The 19,744-nt window shown below is 59.8% G+C and carries 17 protein-coding genes; 7 read left to right on the top strand and 10 right to left on the bottom strand.

Annotated features, from left to right (window positions below):
* Window positions 1-11: 11 nt before the first annotated feature.
* Both AB4N74_RS24170 and AB4N74_RS24165 read left to right on the top strand, forming a co-directional pair.
* Entirely contained in the window at window positions 12-794 is a 783-nt protein-coding gene (locus tag AB4N74_RS24170; RefSeq protein WP_099757620.1) for an N-acetylmuramoyl-L-alanine amidase, read from the top strand.
* 76 nt (window positions 795-870) lie between these two features.
* Window positions 871-2,484 (top strand): EAL domain-containing protein, encoded by a 1,614-nt coding sequence (locus AB4N74_RS24165; RefSeq protein ID WP_460097422.1) that lies wholly within the window; start codon window positions 871-873, stop codon window positions 2,482-2,484.
* Here the strand turns inward: AB4N74_RS24165 and AB4N74_RS24160 are convergent.
* Both AB4N74_RS24160 and algB read right to left on the bottom strand, forming a co-directional pair.
* Window positions 2,481-4,271: a KinB sensor domain-containing domain gene (locus AB4N74_RS24160; protein WP_093429511.1), complete on the bottom strand. Its 1,791-nt coding sequence runs from the start codon at window positions 4,269-4,271 to the stop codon at window positions 2,481-2,483. The two genes, AB4N74_RS24165 and AB4N74_RS24160, sit on opposite strands and share 4 nt — an antisense overlap.
* Before the next feature lie 10 nt (window positions 4,272-4,281).
* The gene (gene algB, locus AB4N74_RS24155; RefSeq protein WP_007954049.1) at window positions 4,282-5,628 is read right to left on the bottom strand and encodes a sigma-54-dependent response regulator transcription factor AlgB; all 1,347 of its coding nucleotides are present in this window, start codon (window positions 5,626-5,628) and stop codon (window positions 4,282-4,284) included.
* A 427-nt stretch (window positions 5,629-6,055) separates the two neighbouring features.
* Between algB and AB4N74_RS24150 the strand changes: the two genes are divergently transcribed.
* The 5 genes from AB4N74_RS24150 to AB4N74_RS24130 all read left to right on the top strand — a co-directional run bounded on the left by AB4N74_RS24150 (window position 6,056) and on the right by AB4N74_RS24130 (window position 10,510).
* Window positions 6,056-6,340, top strand: a complete 285-nt coding sequence (locus AB4N74_RS24150; protein ID WP_093429512.1) for a hypothetical protein — start codon at window positions 6,056-6,058, stop codon at window positions 6,338-6,340.
* A 72-nt stretch (window positions 6,341-6,412) separates the two neighbouring features.
* Window positions 6,413-6,577, top strand: a complete 165-nt coding sequence (locus AB4N74_RS24145) for a DUF1328 domain-containing protein (protein ID WP_003177151.1) — start codon at window positions 6,413-6,415, stop codon at window positions 6,575-6,577.
* 2 nt (window positions 6,578-6,579) lie between these two features.
* The gene (locus AB4N74_RS24140; RefSeq protein WP_093429513.1) at window positions 6,580-7,044 is read left to right on the top strand and encodes an inhibitor of vertebrate lysozyme family protein; all 465 of its coding nucleotides are present in this window, start codon (window positions 6,580-6,582) and stop codon (window positions 7,042-7,044) included.
* 702 nt (window positions 7,045-7,746) lie between these two features.
* Window positions 7,747-9,078, top strand: a complete 1,332-nt coding sequence (gltP, locus tag AB4N74_RS24135; RefSeq protein WP_093429514.1) for a glutamate/aspartate:proton symporter GltP — start codon at window positions 7,747-7,749, stop codon at window positions 9,076-9,078.
* Window positions 9,079-9,280: 202 nt separating this feature from the next.
* Window positions 9,281-10,510 (top strand): nucleoside recognition domain-containing protein, encoded by a 1,230-nt coding sequence (locus AB4N74_RS24130; RefSeq protein WP_257356676.1) that lies wholly within the window; start codon window positions 9,281-9,283, stop codon window positions 10,508-10,510.
* 121 nt (window positions 10,511-10,631) lie between these two features.
* Here the strand turns inward: AB4N74_RS24130 and AB4N74_RS24125 are convergent, their stop codons facing one another.
* The 8 genes from AB4N74_RS24125 to AB4N74_RS24090 form a co-directional block, all read right to left on the bottom strand.
* On the bottom strand, window positions 10,632-11,255 hold the full coding sequence (locus tag AB4N74_RS24125) for an ABC-type transport auxiliary lipoprotein family protein (RefSeq protein WP_460097419.1): 624 nt from the start codon (window positions 11,253-11,255) through the stop codon (window positions 10,632-10,634).
* Complete coding sequence (locus AB4N74_RS24120) at window positions 11,252-12,190, bottom strand: MlaD family protein (protein WP_093429517.1); 939 nt, start codon at window positions 12,188-12,190, stop codon at window positions 11,252-11,254. The genes AB4N74_RS24125 and AB4N74_RS24120 overlap by 4 nt, the downstream gene beginning before the upstream one ends.
* 1 nt (window position 12,191) lies before the next feature.
* Window positions 12,192-12,995 carry an ABC transporter ATP-binding protein gene (locus AB4N74_RS24115; protein ID WP_116254167.1) on the bottom strand — a complete coding sequence of 268 codons (804 nt, stop codon included), beginning with the start codon at window positions 12,993-12,995 and terminating at the stop codon, window positions 12,192-12,194.
* The gene (locus AB4N74_RS24110; RefSeq protein ID WP_093429519.1) at window positions 12,992-14,140 is read right to left on the bottom strand and encodes an ABC transporter permease; all 1,149 of its coding nucleotides are present in this window, start codon (window positions 14,138-14,140) and stop codon (window positions 12,992-12,994) included. Before AB4N74_RS24110 ends, AB4N74_RS24115 begins: the two co-directional genes overlap by 4 nt.
* A 54-nt stretch (window positions 14,141-14,194) precedes the next feature.
* Entirely contained in the window at window positions 14,195-15,223 is a 1,029-nt protein-coding gene (locus tag AB4N74_RS24105; protein WP_016986428.1) for a DUF5924 family protein, read from the bottom strand.
* A 178-nt stretch (window positions 15,224-15,401) separates the two neighbouring features.
* Window positions 15,402-16,793, bottom strand: coding sequence for a M16 family metallopeptidase (locus AB4N74_RS24100; protein WP_116254169.1), 1,392 nt, complete (start codon window positions 16,791-16,793; stop codon window positions 15,402-15,404).
* 171 nt (window positions 16,794-16,964) lie between these two features.
* Complete coding sequence (locus AB4N74_RS24095) at window positions 16,965-18,623, bottom strand: Na/Pi cotransporter family protein (RefSeq protein WP_095125091.1); 1,659 nt, start codon at window positions 18,621-18,623, stop codon at window positions 16,965-16,967.
* A gap of 328 nt (window positions 18,624-18,951) precedes the next feature.
* A complete protein-coding gene (locus tag AB4N74_RS24090; protein ID WP_093429523.1) occupies window positions 18,952-19,719 on the bottom strand; it encodes a TerC family protein in 768 nt (255 codons plus the stop codon).
* Window positions 19,720-19,744: the final 25 nt, after the last annotated feature.

The following is a 19,744-nucleotide window of genomic DNA, read 5'->3' as shown; positions in this document are numbered from 1 at the left end:
TGTCCTCTGCCATGAAATTCTTTGCCCTCCTCGCGTCGCTGCTCGTTCTGGCCGGTTGTGCCAGCGCCCCGCGTTACGACACCAGCCATCCTTCAGCCAATTACGACAGCCGTATCCAGTTCGTGATCGTCCACTACACCTCAGCGTCGCTGGAACGCTCGCTGCAACTGCTGACCCATGGCGAAGTCAGCAGCCATTACCTGATCGGCGACGACAAGAGCGGCACCATCTACAAGCTGATGGACGAAAACCAGCGCGCCTGGCACGCCGGCGAAAGCCAATGGCAGGGCCGTACCTGGCTTAACTCAAGCTCGATCGGTATCGAAATCGTCAATCCGGGCTTCAAGGACACCCCGACCGGCCGTCTGTGGTATCCGTACAGCGAAGCGCAGATTCAATCGTTGATCGTCCTGCTCAAGGACATCAGCAAGCGCAACGGCATCAGCCCGCGCCACATCATCGGCCATAGCGACATCGCGCCACTGCGCAAACTCGATCCGGGCCCATTGTTCCCGTGGAAACGTCTCGCCGCCGAAGGCTTGGGCGTATGGCCGAACGAACAGGCAGTAGCGCGCCAGCAAATGCTGTTCAACAGCAGCGAACTGCCGAGCATCAGCTGGTTCCAGGCACAGTTGGCGCACTTGGGTTATGACACACCGCAGACCGGTGAGCTGGACGTTGCCACACGCCACGTCCTCGCCGCCTTCCAGATGCACTTCCGCCCTTCGCGCTTCGACGGCACGCCGGATGCACAAACGGCAGCGTTGTTGCTGGTACTCAATCAGACAAAATAATGACGCCCGCCCGACGGTCAGGGCGAAATTGCAATCAGCAGCTATAACTCATTGGTAATTCTTCGGATATTCCATAATGGTTGCTACCCGAGAGACGCTGCGTAGCTGGTTTTATCGCCCCTGGTTTTTGGCGATGATCGCGGCTGTCCTCAGTGCCAGCCTGCTGATCGCCGGCGGTATGTTCGTGGCGATGCGTCAGGTCGAGCAAAACGAAAGCCAGCAAATGAACGCACAAGGCGAACGTTTTCTGGCCCGCCTCGAACAATTGTTTGGCCAGTTGCGTGAAAGTCTCGATGACCTGGAAGCGCAGCCCTTGCGCAGTTGTGACGATGAAATGATCGCCACCCTGCAGCAAGTCACCTTCAACTATCGCTTCGTCTATGAAGCGGCTTACATGGACGCCTCGCGGATCTGCTCCAACCGTCCGCGCCAGGAAGGTCTGTCAGTGGTCCGCGCGCCAGATATCAAAGGCCCGACCTACAGCTATTGGCTGAACACCACCACCGAACCTGATGAAAACCGCGCGGCGCTGATGCTGGGGCGCGGCAATTTCCGCGTGGCCACCTCGCGCGGGCATCTGACCGACATGGTCGATTTGTCCCCCGGCAGCAGCCTGCTGGTGGTGCTCGATCATGGCACCCGTGCTATCCCGGTGCTTGGCACGGCGCAAGCCTGGCCACCCACGGAACACTGGCCACCGAAAAGTCGCGATGCCCTGCAAGTTACGCAAACCCGGCTGATCTACCGCATGCCCACGGATAATCCGGAGTATCAGTTGGTCCTGATCACACCCAGAACCGGCATGCACATTCCGGCTGTCTGGTGGTGGATCATCCCGGCGTGTCTGCTGCTCGGCGCCTTTGTCGGATTTTTCGTGTTCTTACTGGTGCGCCAGCGTCAGTCTCTGGATGCCGAACTACACGGTGCGATCCGCCGTGGCGAGTTGCAGGTGCTCTATCAACCGATCTTCGACCTCGACAGCCGCAACTGCGTCGGTGCCGAGGCCCTGCTGCGGTGGCGCCGCCCCGACGGTACGCTGACCAGCCCCGACCTGTTCATCCCCATGGCAGAAAACACCGGGCAGATCCGGCAGATGACCGACTTCGTCCTGCAGCGCCTGCTGGAGCAACTGGGCCAGTTGCTGCGCGCCAATCCGCAGCTATACATCTCGGTCAACCTGGCAGCTTGCGACGTGATGGTGCCGCGCATCGGCCCGGTCATGGCGCGGCTGCTCACCCTGCATCGCGTGGCGGCGCGGCAGATTGCCTTCGAGGTCACCGAACGTGGCTTGATTGATGTGGTAGTGGCGCGGGAAAACCTGCAAGCCTTGCGCAACGTTGGCCATCAGGTGTTGATCGACGACTTCGGCACCGGCTATTGCAGCCTCGCCTACTTGCAAACCTTGCCAGTGGACTGCTTGAAGATCGACAAAGCATTCATTGATGCACTGGGCCATGACGCGGCCAGCAGCGGCGTCGCCCCGCACATCATTCACATGGCCCAGGCGCTGGATTTGAAGGTGATTGCCGAAGGCATCGAGCTCGAATCCCAAGCGCAATTGCTCAGCAGTGAAGGGGTGAAATTCGGTCAGGGCTGGTTGTTCGCCCATGCGCTGAGCGCGGTGCAATTCATCGAACTGATCACCCGTGGCCGGCGCCTTGCCGGTCGACGCATGGATGACGAAGCCTAGACAGCGAGCGCCATATAAAACTGCGTGCCCTGCCCCGGCCGTGAGTAAACGCCCATACGCCCACCATGCAACTGGACGATTTCCTTGCACAACGCCAGGCCCAAACCGGCACCGCCCTTCTTGCGCCCTACCTGCACGAAAGGTTCGAAGATCCGCCCCTGCTGGCCGTAGGCAATGCCTTCGCCGTTGTCTTCGACGCTGATAATCAGCCGCTCGCCATGCCGACGTGCCTGCAAGCGGATCTGACCGTCGCGGGCGGTATGGCGCAAGGCGTTGTCGATCAGGTTATCCAGCACACGATCGAGCTGTGCCTGATCGGCCTGCAAACGTGGCAACGGTCCCTGCACTTCGACATGCAGGGCGATGCCCTTGGCCGCCGCCGAATCGGCAAAGCGCAGTTGCGCCTGCTCCAGCAAATCCTCGATGGAGCATGGTGCCAGCGTGAGTTTCTGCAGGCCATTCTGATAACGCGAGAAGTTGAGCAAGTCGTTTATCAACTGCATCAAGCGCTGCATCTCTTCGTTCACGGTGTCGAGCAAATCGGCTTCGCGCGATTCCGGGGCGTACTTCGCTCGTTCGCGGAACAGCCCGAAGGCCATGTGCATGCCGGTGACCGGCGTGCGCAGCTCATGGGAAGCGCGCAACACGAATTCGCTGCGCACCCGCTCGAAGGCGCGTTGCTCGGTCACGTCATGCAAGACCATCACCGCGCCAAGGATATGCCCCTGCGTGTGGCTGACCGGCGTCAGGCTGTAGGTCAGCAAACGAGATTCGCCGTCGACCTCGATGCTCAGGTCTTCCGGTGCGCGCTCAAGCGAGCCACCGCGCAACACCAGTTGCAACTGCGCATCCAGCTCCGGCCGCTCCAGCGCGGTGCCCAAGCCTTGGCCGAGGCGATCATCGTCCCAACCCAACTGGCGCTGAGCCACCGGATTGAGGTGTTCCAGATGCCCCTCGCGGTCGATCATCAGCAAGCCGTCGTCGATACTGTCGAGCACCGCTTGCAGCCGCTGCTGACCGGCGAACAATTCGTCGACATTGGTCGCCTGATGTTCCCGCAGGGCCTCAGCCATCAGGCCGAAACGCTTGGTCAGCAGGTTCATTTCCATCGCCGAGGAAATCGGCAGGGTCACTTCAAAATTGCCTTGGCCGATATTGTCCGCCGCCTGCGCCAGCGCCTCAATCGGCGCGCCGAAACGCCGGGCAATCCCGTGGGCCGTGATGAAGCCGATGATCAACACCGCCAGCCCGACAAAACCCAACAGACCGGCGATCAACAATGCTCGGTCGCGCGCTTGATGCTGAACCGCGTTGATGTTGTCCAGTGCATGCTTGTGTTCAGTGATCAAACCGTTGCGCAGCGTGTTGAAGCGCTCTCTGAGGTTGGCGTTGCTGCTCAACGCAGTCGCCGGATCACGGGACACATCAAAGGCCTGAAGAAAACTCAGGTAATCAGCCTTGGCCTGACTGAAACCATACTGGCGGCCATCGCCAATGTGCTCTTGGGCGATACCGTCATCAAGCAACTTGAGATACTGCTGCTTTGACGCCTCGAACGCGACCGCATCGGGTTTTTCGGCGAGCATGAGGACCAGTTGATCACCCAGGGTTTGTCGCAGCTTGAGGCCCAGATCGAGAGTGACGAAGTTGTTACGCAGCGTCGTTTCCTGCGAGCCAGCCATTTGCATCACGCTGACCAGCCCGAGCAACAGCCCGAGCAAGGCCACGGTGATGAGCGCGGAAATGCTCAAGAACAAACGGGTCCGCAACTTCATCGCCAATTTCATCGTCGGGCGCTCACAGGTTGTACTGCTTGCGCTTGCGATACAGGGTCGAGGCATCGATGCCGAGCGTTTTCGCCGCCTGGTCCAAGGTGCCGGCGGTGGCGAGGACGGCGCCGATGTGGGCCTTCTCCAACTCGTCGAGACTCAACGCGGCACCGACTCGTGGCGCGTTGTTGGCCGGTTGTTCGGCCATGCCCAGGTGGCTGATCTCCACGCGTTCCTGCGGGCAGATGATGCTCGCCCGCTCGACCACGTTGCGCAACTCGCGAATGTTGCCCGGCCAGCGATAGCCGAGCAGTGCCTCGCGAGCCTCGTCGCTGAAGCCGCGTGCCGGACGCGCATACTCTTTGACGAAGCGCGCGAGGAAACGGTCGGCCAACGTCAGGATGTCCTCGGCACGCTCGCGCAGAGGCGGCAGGTGCAGAGTAATGACGTTGAGGCGATAGAGCAGGTCTTCACGGAATCGGCCGTCACGGACCATGTCTTCCAGATTGAGGTTGGTTGCGGCGAGGATGCGCACATCCGCGCGACGAGTCACCGGATCCCCTACCCGCTCATATTCCTTGTCCTGAATGAAACGCAGCAATTTTGGTTGCAATGTCAGCGGAAAATCGCCGATCTCGTCGAGAAACAGCGTACCGCCGTCGGCCTGATTGACTCGGCCCAGTGTACTTTCGCTGGCACCGGTAAATGCGCCTCGACTGTGGCCAAACAGCTCGCTTTCCATCAGTTCAGCGGTCAACGACGGGCAGTTGATGGTCACGCAGGATTTTTTCTCGCGCTTGCTCCAGCCGTGAATCGCTCGGGCCAGCTCACCTTTACCGGTGCCGGACTCGCCGAGGATCAGAATGTTGGCGTCGGTGCCGGCGACCTGACGTGCAGTTTCCAGTACGACTTTCATTGCCGGGCTGTGGGAATCAAGACCGTCCTTCGGTTTGCGGATCTCGCCTTCGAGGGCTTCGAGGCGCGCCGACAGTTGGCGCACTTCCAGTTGCTTGGCGGTGGCCAGACGCAGCTGATCCGGGCTGCACGGTTTGACCAGATAGTCGGCGGCGCCGGCCTGGATCGCGTCGACGGCGGTATCGACAGCCGAATGCGCGGTGACAATCACCACTCGCATCCATGGTGCCTGAATGCGCATCTGCGCCAGTACGTCGAGGCCGTTGTCTTCACCCAGACGTAAATCAAGGAAGCACAGGTCGAAGACCTGGCGTTGCAGCAAGGCGTCGGCCTGAGCCGCGCTGTTGGCTGTGGCAACCGTATAGCCTTCATCTTCGAGGCAATAACGGAAAGTACGCAGGATGGCGGATTCGTCGTCCACCAGCAGAATGCGGCCTTGATGCTCAGTGGCAGATTCCATTTTTCCTACGCTCCATAGTGATTGGTCTTGGGTTAGTCCCGGAAAAATCGGGCAAGTTGCATGGTTGATTCTGAACGATGCCAGCCATAGGAGGGTAGCTCTCTCCTGCCTTTACGGCCAATACGTTGATTTTGTTGGTTTTTTAAACAAATGCCGATTTGCAGGGCATTCCCTGCGTACTTTTCTGACATCTGCGCCCTGCTCTCAATTCCATAAGAATGAAATCTCCTACGAAAAAATCGTGCATTGCGCACGATCCCAGATGACCCATCGTGCAGGATGCGTCGCGAACGTTTTTTACTAAGATCATAACTAATTGATTTTATTGAATATTTTTCAGTTAAAAAACTGGCATGCAGGCTGCAATACCTCATTCAGCCCGGGCAGAAATGAACTGCCCCAACCGAATAAGAGTGAGGAACCCAGGATGACTCGCCAACGTGCCGCCCAAGTGCGTATCTCGCCACTGCATATTCAGCAAGGTCTGTTTGGCGTACTGGCGCTGTTGATCACCCTGATCGCCTGTCAGCAATACCTGCGCTGGGAAAACAGCCAGCAGGTTGAGCCGCTGATTTCGATCCAGCACAACACGCAAACGCACTTCAGCGCCGTCAGCAGCAGCCAGGCCGAGAGCGCCTCGATGCGCATGATGGATGTCGATCAGGCGCAGCCGCTGGATCAACTGCCACGTGAAGAGCGTTGGGTTTTCTAAAGAACACATGAATTCGGGCGCACAGCGCCAGAACACGTAACACCCCTAAATAGAGAAGTAAGGAGAATCACCATGTTGAGCTGGGCAATTACATTCTTGATCATTGCCATCATCGCTGCAGTACTGGGCTTCGGTGGTATCGCGGGCACCGCCACGGGTATCGCCAAGATTCTCTTTGTCGTGTTCCTGGTGATGTTCATCGCTTCCTTCTTCTTTGGCCGTCGCGGCCGAGGTTAACGATGACTGTGTTAAAGACACTGGCAGCCGCCCTGCTTCTGGGCGGTAGTGCCATGGCGATGGCGGCCAATGACGGCCAGACGCGGGTCAACGAACTGTTGAGTTCCGACCCGCAGTATCGCGAAACCTGGGAAGGCGTGGTGAAGAAGGAAGAACGCCTGCCGGAATGGGTGATGAACCTGTCCGGCACGCCTGACCAGCAGATGAATGCCGTGACTGAAGATGGCGACAAGTATCTGGTCGGCCCCCTCTGCGAATCCGCAGACAAGTGCCTCAACCACCGTTTGATCGTCGCCTTCAGTTTCGACAAGAAAGACGCTTACGCCATGCTCGTTGATGTGCCCGAAGGACTGCCGGCCGACAAGTCGCCGACGCGACATGCGACCTATCGCTTCCTCGGCAAACCCGATCAAGGCATGCAGGATCTTTTGATGGAAACCCTGAAGAAAGATCCGAAGTGGTACTGATTTGAACATGAAGGCAGCAGCCCTGCTGCCTTCCATTGCGCCCACCTGAGGAAGGCAGGCGCATGACCAAGGGGCCGGGACGTTCTGACTGTTGCAGGGTCGGAGTGACCTACGGGGACAGGGAGTGCCTGCGCAAGGGCCGGGTCAGGGTAAAAGCTGCGCCGCAGGTTCGCCGACCCGTAGTGGCTCGACGGACTTGCGCTGAGCTTTCCAACACGCAAAACATTGATCCAGAGCGTCCAGCTCATCCTTTTTATCGCTGACACTGCGCGCGAAAACATTACGCGGTGTTTCATGGCGACCGTATATCGACAAAGAGACCGCTTAAACAGTAGGACTTCTAGTCTTCCTGCGTAGGCTTTTTCCTAATTATTTCGTCGATTTTTCTCGTTCAAAAAATAACCAACCTAGGCTGTGATGACCGGTTCACGGCACTTATGCCGGCCGAAATGTCACAATCGAACCGGTTGGGACGCCAGTTTCATTTAAAAAAGCTCATGCCGATTCGGCATAGGGTAGGCGTTTACGGCATTAGACGGCGCAACCTTGCATCGGAATAGTTGCGCCTTTTTTCGCCTGCCGAAGAGCCGTAACTACGCGCTTCGGGGCACCTTATACGGAGGCAGATGCACAGACTTTTCCGCTAAAGAGCGTTCCAGTTCCTGCATGTGCCTGAGTCAAACGCAAGTAAGGGTAAAGATAATGAAGAAGGCAAAAATCAGCCTCGCCTGGCAGATCCTCATCGGTCTTGTTCTAGGGATTGCAATTGGTGCGTTGCTCAATCACTTCAGTGCCGAGAAGGCCTGGTGGATCAGCAACGTCCTGCAACCGGCAGGCGATATCTTTATCCGTCTGATCAAGATGATCGTGATCCCGATCGTCATCTCTTCCCTGATCGTCGGCATCGCCGGCGTGGGCGACGCCAAGAAACTCGGGCGGATCGGCCTGAAGACGATCATCTATTTCGAAATCGTCACCACCATCGCCATCGTTGTCGGCCTGCTGCTGGCCAACCTGTTCCACCCGGGCACCGGCATCGACATGAGCACCCTGGGTACGGTCGACATCTCGAAGTACCAGGCGACCGCCGCCGAAGTGCAGCATGAACACGCGTTCATCGAGACCATCCTCAACCTGATCCCGTCGAACATCTTCGCGGCCATGGCCCGCGGCGAAATGCTGCCGATCATCTTCTTCTCCGTGCTGTTCGGTCTCGGTCTGTCGAGCCTGCAGTCGGACCTGCGCGAGCCGCTGGTGAAGATGTTCCAGGGCGTCTCGGAAAGCATGTTCAAAGTCACCCACATGATCATGAACTACGCCCCGATCGGCGTGTTCGCACTGATCGCGGTGACCGTGGCCAACTTCGGTTTCGCCTCGCTGCTGCCGCTGGCGAAACTGGTGATCCTGGTTTACGTCGCCATCGCCTTCTTTGCCTTCGTGGTGCTGGGCCTGATCGCCAAGCTGTTCGGTTTCTCTGTGATCAAGCTGATGCGCATCTTCAAGGATGAGCTGGTGCTGGCCTACTCCACCGCGTCTTCGGAAACCGTGCTGCCACGCGTGATCGAGAAGATGGAAGCCTACGGCGCACCGAAAGCCATCTGCAGCTTCGTGGTCCCGACCGGTTATTCGTTCAACCTCGACGGTTCGACCCTGTACCAGTCGATCGCGGCGATCTTTATTGCCCAGCTGTACGGCATCGACCTGTCGATCAGCCAGCAACTGTTGCTGGTCCTGACCCTGATGGTCACCTCCAAAGGCATCGCCGGTGTACCGGGCGTGTCCTTCGTGGTGCTGCTGGCCACTCTGGGCAGCGTCGGCATTCCTCTGGAAGGCTTGGCGTTCATCGCCGGTGTCGACCGCATCATGGACATGGCGCGTACCGCTCTGAACGTGATCGGCAATGCCCTCGCGGTACTGGTTATCGCACGCTGGGAAGGCATGTACGACGATGCCAAGGGCCAGCGCTACTGGAACTCCCTGCCACACTGGCGCAGCAAGGAAAAACTGCCAGCGGGCGAAATCTCCAAGCCGTAACGCAAAACCCTGTGGGAGCGAGCTTGCTCGCGAAGAGGCCGGCACATTCAACCATTATGTTGATTGACACACCGCCTTCGCGAGCAAGCTCGCTCCCACAGTGATTGATGCAAGGCTTACCAACGAACCCCGGAGAAATCCGGGGTTTGTCGTTTCTGGTGACCCCGCTATCATTCGCGGCATTCTTCGGGGGATTTGACTGATGCTTAATGGCCTGTGGCTTGGCTTCTTCATCGTGGCAGCCGTATCGGCGCTGGCGCAGTGGCTGATCGGCGGCAACGCCGGGATCTTCGCGGCGATGGTGGAAAGCATTTTCGCCATGGCCAAGCTCTCGGTCGAAGTCATGGTGCTGCTGTTCGGCACCCTCACCCTGTGGCTGGGCTTTCTGCGCATTGCCGAGAAGGCCGGCATCGTCGAATGGTTGGCCAAGATCCTCGGCCCGCTGTTTCTAAGGCTGATGCCGGAAGTCCCACCCGGTCACCCTGCCCTTGGCCTGATCACCCTGAACTTCGCCGCCAACGGCTTGGGCCTCGACAATGCCGCGACGCCCATCGGCCTGAAAGCCATGAAGGCGCTGCAAGAGCTCAATCCCAGCGCCACCATCGCCAGTAACGCGCAAATCCTCTTCCTGGTGCTCAACGCCTCCTCCCTGACCCTGCTGCCGGTGACGATCTTCATGTACCGCGCCCAGCAAGGCGCGCCAGATCCGACGCTGGTGTTCCTGCCGATCCTGCTGGCGACCAGTTGTTCGACGATCGTCGGCTTCCTCTCGGTGGCGTTCATGCAGCGCCTGCGGATCTGGGATCCGGTGGTGCTGGCCTATCTGGTACCGGGTGCGCTGTTGTTGGGTGGTTTCATGGCGTTGCTCGGCACCCTTTCAGCGACGGCTTTGGCGGGATTGTCGTCGATCCTCGGCAATCTCACGCTGTTCGGGTTGATCATGCTGTTTCTGATCATCGGCGCGTTGAGGAAAGTGAAGGTTTACGAGGCGTTCGTTGAAGGCGCGAAGGAAGGCTTCGACGTCGCGAAGAACCTGCTGCCGTATCTGGTGGCGATGCTCTGCGCGGTCGGCGTACTGCGTGCGTCCGGGGCGCTGGACTTCGGTCTGGACGGCATTCGTCATCTGGTCGAGTGGGCGGGTTGGGACACGCGGTTTGTCGATGCGTTGCCGACGGCGATGGTCAAGCCGTTCTCCGGCAGCGCAGCGCGGGCCATGCTGATCGAGACGATGAAGACCTCGGGCGTCGACAGCTTCCCGGCGCTGGTCGCGGCGACGGTGCAGGGTAGTACCGAGACGACGTTCTATGTGCTGGCAGTGTATTTCGGCGCGGTGGGCATTCAGCGCGCGCGGCATGCGGTGGGGTGTGCGTTGCTGGCGGAGTTCGCTGGTGTGGTTGGCGCGATCGCCGTCTGCTACTGGTTCTTCGGCTGAACAAATATCCAGACTGTAGGAGTGAGCCTGCTCGCGATAGCGGTGTATCAGTCACCGATGATGGCGATTGATAAACCGCTATCGCGAGCAGGCTCACTCCTACAGGGGTTGTGTGTCGGGCTTAAGGTTTTGGGGGGGCGAGTTTCTGGCCTTGGTCGACAGCCCAAGCGACGACTTTCGCGGTCAGGCGATCACTGGCCTGGCCAAACCCTGCCACCACCGCCGGCACCTGCACATCGCTCAACGGCTGGCGCTCTTCAAAGCGGCGACTGGCGAGAATGCGCTGGTCATAACCGCGCACCAGCAACGCATCGACGCGCACCACAACGCTGGCCTGTGAGCCTTGGTATTCGGTCTGAAACGCCTGCAAACTCCCGCCCAATTCCAGATCCGCCGCAAAGTTGCTGTCATCGGTACTAAGCAACGTCACCCGACCATCACGCTGAAACCCATCGAGCAAGCGATTACGCACCAGCACCGGCGCCGGATCACTCCAGCGCGAGCCCTTGTAACTGCTGATCACGTCGCCCTGCGGAATCACCGCAATCGTCGGCCGGTTCAACGCCTCACTGGCCTGCAACTTGTTCAGCCGCAACGACCAAGACTGAGTCGCCGCCGAACTGGCCGAGGCGGGCGCCTGTGCGGCCGGCAGGCGATAGACATCCGCCGGCTCCGACTGGGGCAGAATCGAACAGGCGCTGATCAGCGTGAAGCCGGCGAGAAGGGCAAGTCGAGTCAGCTTCATGGCGTGAATTCCTTGTTCTTGTCACGGCCCAGCAGGTAGCCGCTGGGGTTGGCCTCAAGGCGTTGGGAGATGGCGCGCAGCGAGGTCAGCGTCTCGCGCAGTTCGCGGATCGCCGGGGCCAGGCCATTGAGGCCCTGCATGCCGTTGTCGAGGGAGTTTTCGTTTTTGTTCAGCAGGGTGCTGATCGTCGCGGTACTTTGCTCCAGCGACTTCATGGCTTGTTCGGCACTGCCCAATGCCTGCTTGCCCTGATCGTTGATCAAGCCGTTGGCATTGCGCATCAATAACGAGGTCTGTTCGAGCATGCTGCCGGCCTGTTTGCCAACGCTCGCCAGTTGCTGCATGGCTTGCTTGATGTCACCGCGCTGATCGTTGATGGTGCCGGTGGTCTGCTCCAGATGGGCGAGGGTTTTGCTCACACGCTCGACGTTGTCGGCAGAGAACATCTGGTTGGCGTTTTGCAGCAGCGCGGTGATGCCGCTCATCAAATCATTGCTGTCATTGAGCAGCCGCGAAATAGGCGAGGGCGAAGCGACGATGGTCGGCAGATTGCCGTCATGTCCACGTAGCTTCGGGCTCTCGGGCGTACCGCCGCTGAGCTGGATAATCGACGTACCGGTGATCCCGGCCAGCGCCAGTTTGGCCTGGGTGTCTTCCTTGACCGGGGTGTCACCGGCCAGACGAATCCGCGCCAGCACCCGCCGTGGGTCCTTCGGATCAAGGCGCAGGTTGATCACATCGCCGACCTTGATCCCGCTGTACTGCACCGGGCTGCCTTTGGACAAGCCACTGACCGCCTCACTGAAGACAATTTCGTAATCCTTGAACTCGGTGTCGACGCTGGACTTGGCCAGCCACAGGCCGAAGAGCAGGGCGCCTGCCACCACAATCACGGTGAACAGGCCGATCAACACATGATGCGCTCGGGTTTCCATGTCAGACCTCGTTGAGCAATTTGGCGGCGTCCAGCGCCGAGCGGCCGCGCGGGCCGTGGAAGTATTCGTGAATCCACGCGTCGTCGGTTTCCGAGACAACGTCGATGGGACCTGCCACTAGCACCTTCTTCTGCGCCAGCACCGCCACGCGGTCAGTGATGGTGTAGAGCGTGTCGAGGTCGTGGGTCACCAGAAACACGCTGAGGCCGAGCGCATCGCGCAAGGTCAGGATCAATTGATCGAATTGCGCCGCGCCAATCGGATCAAGGCCAGCGGTGGGTTCGTCGAGAAACAGGATGTCCGGGTCCAGCGCCAGAGCCCGGGCCAGAGCAGCGCGTTTGATCATGCCGCCGGACAGCGATGCCGGGTATTTGTCCGCCGCCGACAGCGGCAACCCGGCCAGCGCCAGCTTCACCGCAGCCAAGTGCTCGGCGTCGTTGCGGCTGAGGCCGGCGTGTTCGATAAGGGGCAGGGCGACGTTCTCAGTAACGGTCAGCGAGGAGAACAGCGCGCCTTTCTGAAACAGCACGCCAAAACGGCGTTCGACCAGCGAACGCTCATGCTCGGACAGGCTCGGCAGGTTCTTGCCGAACACTTTGACGATGCCTTCGCTAGGCCGGCGCAGGCCGACGATGCTGCGCAGCAACACCGATTTGCCGCTGCCGGAGCCGCCGACCACGGCGAGAATCTCGCCTTTGTACAAATCCAGATCGAGGTTCTCGTGCACGCTCTGGCTGCCAAAGCGATTGCACAGGCCACGGACTTCGATCACCGCCTCCGAGGGCGCGCGGGGTAGACGACTCACCAGCCCATCTCCATGAAGAACAGCGCGGCCACCGCGTCGAGCACGATCACCACGAAAATCGATTGCACCACGGCAGACGTGGTGTGCGCGCCAACCGACTCGGCGCTACCACTGACCTTGAAACCTTCCAGACAACCAATCGCGGCAATCAGGAAAGCGAAGATCGGGGCTTTGACCAGGCCCACCAGAAAATGCTGGATGCCGATGTCCGATTGCAGCAACGACAGAAACATCGCCGGCGAAATATCCAGCGACACCGCACAGACCACGCCGCCACCGATGATCCCGCAAAGCATGGCGAGAAACGTCAGCATCGGCAGCGCCACCAGCATCGCCAATACCCGCGGCACCACCAGCAACTCCATCGGATCGAGGCCGAGGGTGCGGATTGCGTCGATTTCCTCGTTGGCCTTCATCGAGCCGATCTGCGCAGTGAAAGCACTGGCAGTGCGCCCGGCCATGAGGATCGCCGTGAGCAGCACACCGAATTCGCGCAGGAACGAGAAGCCCACCAGGTCCACAGTAAAAATTGTCGCACCGAAACTGGCCAGCACCGTCGCGCCAAGAAACGCCACCACCGCACCCACCAGAAAAGTCAGCAACGCCACAATCGGCGCGGCGTCGAGGCCGGTCTGCTCGATGTGCGCGATCATCGGCGTGATGCGCCAGCGCTTGGGCCGTAACAGGTTGCGAGCGATGGTTTCCATGATCAGGCCGACGAAACCGAGCAGTTGCAGAGTGTCCTGCCAGACGGTGTCGACGGCGCGACCAATGCGCGTCAGCAGTTGCACACTGACGCTGATTTCCGGTTCTTTGATCGGCACGCAGAAATCGGTCATGGAGCAGTACACGGTTTGCAGCAGCGCGCGGTCGGCGGAGGTCAGGGTGCAATCGGGGTGTTCGGCGGATTTGCCCAGGCGTTCGGAGCCGAGCAGTTCGACCAGCAACGAAGCGCCAGCGGTGTCGAGGGCGCCGAGGCTGTTGAGGTCGATCGGGGTGTTGGCATCGTACTGACCGTGGAGCTTTTCGCTCAGTTGCTTGAGCTCGGCGTAATGGGCAAGCGTCCAGTCCCCCGTGACCCGCAGGCGCGCAGGGGTTATCGACGTGTCCAGTTGAGCATTACCGCTGATCGAGCTGCTGGTCATAAGCTCCGTGCTTGTTCGGCCTTTATGCGAACTAACGTAATAGCACGAACCGGATTACTTTTCTTTGATCGCTGTGCTGTCCGTGACTTCGAAACGCAGCACGCCGATCACCTGGCCATCCTCGGTCAACACCCGCACCTGCCACTTGCCCGCCGGATTGCCAGGGAAATTCTGCTTGTGCGTCCACGCACGGTAGCCTTCCTTGCGCCCGCCATGGATGTCGAGGGCGATGCGGTCGACCTCTTTGCCGTTGAATTGCCAGACGTGATAAATCCGCTCATCCAGCCCGCGCGGCGCGTTGATAGCGGTATAGGCGTAAAGGCCATCGCCACGAATCTGCTCGGCGCTGACCGTGTCGAGGCTGGCGCCGGGGGTGCGATCCTGCATTTGCGTGCTGATCGCCACGTCGGTCATCCACAGCGTCGCCGGCGGCACCCACGAACGCAGCGCCCAACCCACGCCACCGATGCCGACCGTGATGCACAGGATTGCCAAAGCATTGCGCACCGTGCGGATCGGGAAGATCGACGCCAGGCTCGGGAACGACAACAACACGGCAATGCCCAGCGCCCATTTGAAGCTTTGCGCGGTGGTCAGGTGCATGATCACCGGCAACGCGGTGAGCAGGGCGGCGAACAGGGTCAGCGTGTGCAGCGCGAGAAACGCCCAGCGCCGTGGCGCCAGCCATTTGTAATAAAGCGGATCGACGATGGAAATCAGTGCGGCGACGCTGAGTAGCCCGGTGAAAAACAACTGGCCGCTGTTCCAGGTCGTGGTGATGAAGAAAAACGGCAAGACGAAAAACAGGCTTTCCTGATGGATCATCTGCGTCGCATAACGCAGCAGCGGCTGGGGAATCTCGCGTTTGAACACGCGGGTGAAGAGGCCGGTGAGGGTGTTTTCCAGCATCAGCCAGATCCAGCTGAGCAGCATGATCACGGTGATCCAGCTCGCCAGGCCCTGCTGACGATCGACCATGATGAAACTGCCGACCCCGGAGATGAACCCGCCAAGCGCAATGACCCCGGGATAACGCTTCATCAGTTCGAGAATGCGCTGGATCAGGAGCTGTATTTTTGGCATTTGGGCGGTTCACGATTTGAGGGGAAAAAACCTCGACAGAGTAGCGCTGGCAAGGCTGATGGTCACTTAAAACCAACGCATTTCCTTGTAGGAGTGAGCCTGCTCGCGATTGCGGTGTATCAGCCGAAGAAATGATGACTGAAGGACCGCTATCGCGAGCAGGCTCACTCCTACAGGGTTAGTGTTCGGCCGGCCGGCGGCGGTGATGCAAACGCCAGCCGATCAGGATCAACAACACCAGACCCAAGCCACCCGCACTCAACCACAAAACCTGATCATCACTGATCAACGGCTTCTCGATCCGCAGATACCCCGGTTGCAACAGCAACTCACGCATGGCCTTGTTCGCCGCTTCCAGCGTCACCCCTTGCAGCTCCCGCGCCGGGTTGGCAAAACGACCGTCCTGGTAATCACCGAGGGCGCTCCAGTAATAATCCGCCAGCGCACTGTTGCCTTGCACCGCCCACGCCTGATGGGCGATCGAGGCCTGCTTGATCCGCGCGAAAGTATCCGGGTCTAGGCCGTTTTTCAGCAGATCAGCCTTGAGGTCCTCCAGCACCTGAATGGCTTCGTCAACGTCATCACGATCCAGATCGGCGTTCAGACTCATGAAGCCCACACCGCCAAACACCTCACGCTCGGCCCACGGCCCATAGGATAAACCGTGGTTGAGACGAATCTGCCGGTACAGCGCCCAGTCGAGATAATCCTTGAGGATATCGAACGTCTGGTCGTACTGATCGTCCAGCACCGGTTCCGGCACCAGCCAGTGCAATTTGGCGCTGTCGCCGATAAAGCCACGGGTGAGCGTGCGCTCGTGGGCGGCGCTGGTGCGGATATCCGGCAGTGGGCGGTGTTCGCTTGGCTCGACCGCTTCGAGCGCGCCCCAAGTGCGTTCCAGATACGCCGGCAGCAGTTTGTCGAGTTCGCCGACGACAATCAGCGTCATGTTGTTCGGCGCGTACCAGGCCTTGCGCACCTTCTCCAGTTGCTCCTGAGTCAGATGGCCGACCTCGGCGCGTTGCGGGCATTTGAGGCCCAGTTCAACAGCGAGCTGATTGCTCGCGGTGTGGCCGAGGTCCTGACGATCGAGAAAGCGTTGCAGGCGTGTGTAATGGCCGCCGTCCTCGCGCTCGACCACACGTTTGGCGGCGTTGATCGCGTTGTCGTCGATACGCGTTTGCGTGAGCAGAGCGAGCAGCAGGTCGAGTACCTTGCGCTGGTTTTTCGCCGGAGCTTCGATGACGAAGGTGGTGTCGGCGTTGCTGGTGAAGGCATTCCAGTCACCGCCCAGCGCTTGCATGCGCTCCTCCAGACCACCTTCGCCGGTGGCGTCGATGCCACTGAACAGCAGGTGTTCGAGCAGGTGCGGCAGCTCCTTGTCATCGCACTCGAAATCATCAAGGCCGACGCCGACCACCAGCCGGATCGCCACGTGCCCCCGTTCGGTGCCGGGCTTGAGCATTAGCTGCAAACCGTTGGGCAGCGCATAGCCTTCAACCTGAAAACGATCCAGGGCGAAGGCGGGCAGGGAACCGAGCAACAGACAGGCGAACAACAGGCAACGCATAACAGGCTTCCGTACGGCTGATTTGGAGATCCGTGTCGTCAGTCAGGGCCCCATCGCGAGCAGGCTCACTCCTGCATTTGGAATGCGTCCCCCCCCTGTAGGAGTGAGCCTGCTCGCGATAGCGGCCTGAAGGCTGAATCAATGTAACTGACTAAACCCAGCCCCAGTCGTTCAAGGCGAATGCGTAATGTCGGCAATATCATCCGCCGCCAGCGCCCCGGTATCCGCCGTTTCCAGCACCACATACGCACTGCCGCAAAACAGCGAATTGAGCCGCTTCATGTCGGCAATCAACTCCAGATGCAGCGAACTGGTTTCAATACTCTGCACGATCTTGCGTTGCAAACGGCTGACATGCGCGTGGGCCAGACGACGTTCCTGCGCGCGAAAGCGGCGTTTCTCGCGGAGCAATTGCCGGGCACTTTCGCGGTCGCCGCTGAGAAACACCGACAGGCCCAAACGCAAATTGGCGATCAGTTGCTGCTGCAGCCCGGCCAGGTCCTCCAGACCCTCTTCGGAAAACGAGCGCCGCTGCGAGGTTTTCTGCTGCTGGATCTTGCGCAGCATGCGTTCGATCAGGTCGGCGGCCAGTTTCAGATTGATCGCCAGCTCGATGATTTCGGCCCAGCGCCGACTGTCCTGCTCGCCGAGGTCTTCGCGGGGCATCTGCGCCAGGTACAGTTTGATTGCGCTGTACAGCGCTTCGACGTCGTCGGTCAATCGGCGCATTTCCTGGGTGACGGCGGTCTGCTTGCCGCGCAGCACATCGAGGGTCGCGTCGAGCATGTTGTCGAGCAGATCGCCCATGCGCAGGGTTTCCCGCGCGGCGTTGGCCAACGCCAGGCTCGGTGTCACCAGCGCGGTCGCGTCGAGATGGCGCGGTTTGGCGGTGCCGTTGACCTCCGGCCGCTCCGGCAGCAGCCAAGCACACAGGCGTGCCATCGGCCCGACGCTTGGTAGAAGAATCAGGCAGCGCGCGGTGTTGTAGAGCAGGTGGAAGCCGATGACCATTTCCTGCGGGCTGAAATCGAGGCTGTCGATCCAGTGCACCAACGGATCGAGTACCGGAATGATCAGCAGCAAGCCGATCAGTTTGTACAGCAGACTGCCCAGCGCCACTTGCCGCCCGGCCGCGTTCTGCATGCTGGTGCTCATGAACGCAAGAATGCCGCTGCCAATATTGGCGCCGATCACCAGGCCGATCGCCACCGGCAGACTGATCACACTGGCGCCGGCCAGTGTCGCGGTGAGCAACACGGCGGCGAGGCTCGAGTAGGAAATCATCGCGAACAACGCGCCGACCAAGGCGTCGAGAAGGATATCGCCGGTCAGCGAGGCGAAGATCACCTTGACCCCTTGCGCGTGGGTGATCGGTGCGGCGGCCTCGACGATCAATTGCAGCGCGAGAATGATCAGCCCCAGACCGATGCTGACCCGGCCCATCTGCCCGAGCCGCGTCTGTTTGCGCGACAGAAAGAAAATCACCCCGAGGAAAATCAGCAGCGGCGACAGCCACGACAAGTCAAACGTCAGCACCCGCGCCATCAGCGCGGTACCGACGTCGGCGCCGAGCATGGTCGCCAGCGCCGGGGTCAGCGCCATCAGGCCCTGGCCGACGAAAGAGGTCACGAGCATGGCCGTGGCATTGCTGCTCTGCACCATCGCGGTAACGACGATGCCGGCGACAAAGGCCAGCCAGCGCTTGGACATGTTCTGGCCGATCACATGGCGCAGATTGGTGCCGTACACCCGCAGGATGCCGGTTCGAACGATGTGCGTGCCCCAGATCAGCAGGGCGACGGCGGAAAGCAGATTGAGCAGGGTGAGCATACAAACCCCCTGTAGTAGCAGCGCCTCAGAGAGGCAAGTTGACGGTACCGCGCGGTTTCTACGTTTTTGATACTTAAGCTGTAGTTGGCTAACGGTCTGGGCGCCAGCATTGCACAGCTAAAGTGTCGATTGAAACAAAAGTGTCATGAAAACGGGTTCATTCACCCACCTGAATCCGACACGTTCCCCCTGTGTTACCCAAAACAAATGTGGGAGCGAGCTTGCTCGCGAAAGCAGTGGGCCAGCCAACATTTCTGTCGACTGACACAAAGCCTTCGCGAGCAAGCTCGCTCCCACAGGGGGTACTGCGTGCGTCTGGATTACCGGGTTACTGGCCCGGGATGTCCTTGCGCAGTTTCACCGGGTCTTGCTGCTGTTTTTTCTTGGCCATTGCGCCGCGCAGCTTGATGTTGATCGCTTCCACGGCCAGCGAGAACGCCATGGCGAAGTAGACGTAGCCCTTCGGCACATGCACGTCGAACGACTCGGCAATCAGCACGGTGCCGACCACCAGCAGGAACGACAGCGCCAGCATCTTCAGCGACGGGTGTTTGTCGATGAACTCGCTGATCTTGCCCGAGGCCAGCATCATCACCAGCACCGCCACGACGATCGCCGCGACCATCACCGGCACGTGGGACACCATGCCCACCGCCGTGATCACCGAATCCAGCGAGAAAACGATGTCGATGATCGCGATCTGGATGATGGTGTAGAGGAAGTTGCCACCCTTGCCGCCCGGGGTTTCGTCGCTTTCGTCTTCGCCTTCCAGCGCGTGGTACATCTCCTGCGAGCTCTTCCACAGCAGGAACAGACCACCGAAGAACAGGATCAGGTCACGGCCGGAAATGCCTTGGCCGAACACTTCGAACAGGTCGGCGGTGAGGCGCATGACCCAGGTGATCGACAGCAGCAACAGGATGCGGGTGATCATGGCCAGGCCAAGACCGAAGATCCGGGTGCGCTGTTGCATGTGTTTGGGCATGCGGCTGACCAGGATCGAAATCATGATGATGTTATCGATGCCCAGTACGATTTCCAGGGCGGTCAGGGTAAAGAAGGCAACCCAGATTTCGGGGTTGGTCAGCCAATCCATGTGTATTCCTTTGAGCGAGTGTTAA

This window comes from Pseudomonas sp. H3_C08 (assembly GCF_054669455.1).
This window is presented reverse-complemented; position numbering and strand designations above follow the sequence as displayed.

Coding starts and splice junctions, on each gene's coding strand:
- AB4N74_RS24150 (WP_093429512.1), top strand. CDS start 6,056: ATGACTCGCCAACGTGCCGCCCAAGTGCGTATCTCGCCACTGCATATT.
- AB4N74_RS24110 (WP_093429519.1), bottom strand. CDS start 14,140: ATGACCAGCAGCTCGATCAGCGGTAATGCTCAACTGGACACGTCGATA.
- AB4N74_RS24105 (WP_016986428.1), bottom strand. CDS start 15,223: ATGCCAAAAATACAGCTCCTGATCCAGCGCATTCTCGAACTGATGAAG.
- AB4N74_RS24095 (WP_095125091.1), bottom strand. CDS start 18,623: ATGCTCACCCTGCTCAATCTGCTTTCCGCCGTCGCCCTGCTGATCTGG.
- algB (WP_007954049.1), bottom strand. CDS start 5,628: ATGGAATCTGCCACTGAGCATCAAGGCCGCATTCTGCTGGTGGACGAC.
- AB4N74_RS24160 (WP_093429511.1), bottom strand. CDS start 4,271: ATGAAATTGGCGATGAAGTTGCGGACCCGTTTGTTCTTGAGCATTTCC.
- gltP (WP_093429514.1), top strand. CDS start 7,747: ATGAAGAAGGCAAAAATCAGCCTCGCCTGGCAGATCCTCATCGGTCTT.
- AB4N74_RS24120 (WP_093429517.1), bottom strand. CDS start 12,190: ATGGAAACCCGAGCGCATCATGTGTTGATCGGCCTGTTCACCGTGATT.
- AB4N74_RS24125 (WP_460097419.1), bottom strand. CDS start 11,255: ATGAAGCTGACTCGACTTGCCCTTCTCGCCGGCTTCACGCTGATCAGC.
- AB4N74_RS24165 (WP_460097422.1), top strand. CDS start 871: ATGGTTGCTACCCGAGAGACGCTGCGTAGCTGGTTTTATCGCCCCTGG.
- AB4N74_RS24100 (WP_116254169.1), bottom strand. CDS start 16,793: ATGCGTTGCCTGTTGTTCGCCTGTCTGTTGCTCGGTTCCCTGCCCGCC.
- AB4N74_RS24140 (WP_093429513.1), top strand. CDS start 6,580: ATGACTGTGTTAAAGACACTGGCAGCCGCCCTGCTTCTGGGCGGTAGT.
- AB4N74_RS24130 (WP_257356676.1), top strand. CDS start 9,281: ATGCTTAATGGCCTGTGGCTTGGCTTCTTCATCGTGGCAGCCGTATCG.
- AB4N74_RS24090 (WP_093429523.1), bottom strand. CDS start 19,719: ATGGATTGGCTGACCAACCCCGAAATCTGGGTTGCCTTCTTTACCCTG.
- AB4N74_RS24170 (WP_099757620.1), top strand. CDS start 12: ATGAAATTCTTTGCCCTCCTCGCGTCGCTGCTCGTTCTGGCCGGTTGT.
- AB4N74_RS24145 (WP_003177151.1), top strand. CDS start 6,413: ATGTTGAGCTGGGCAATTACATTCTTGATCATTGCCATCATCGCTGCA.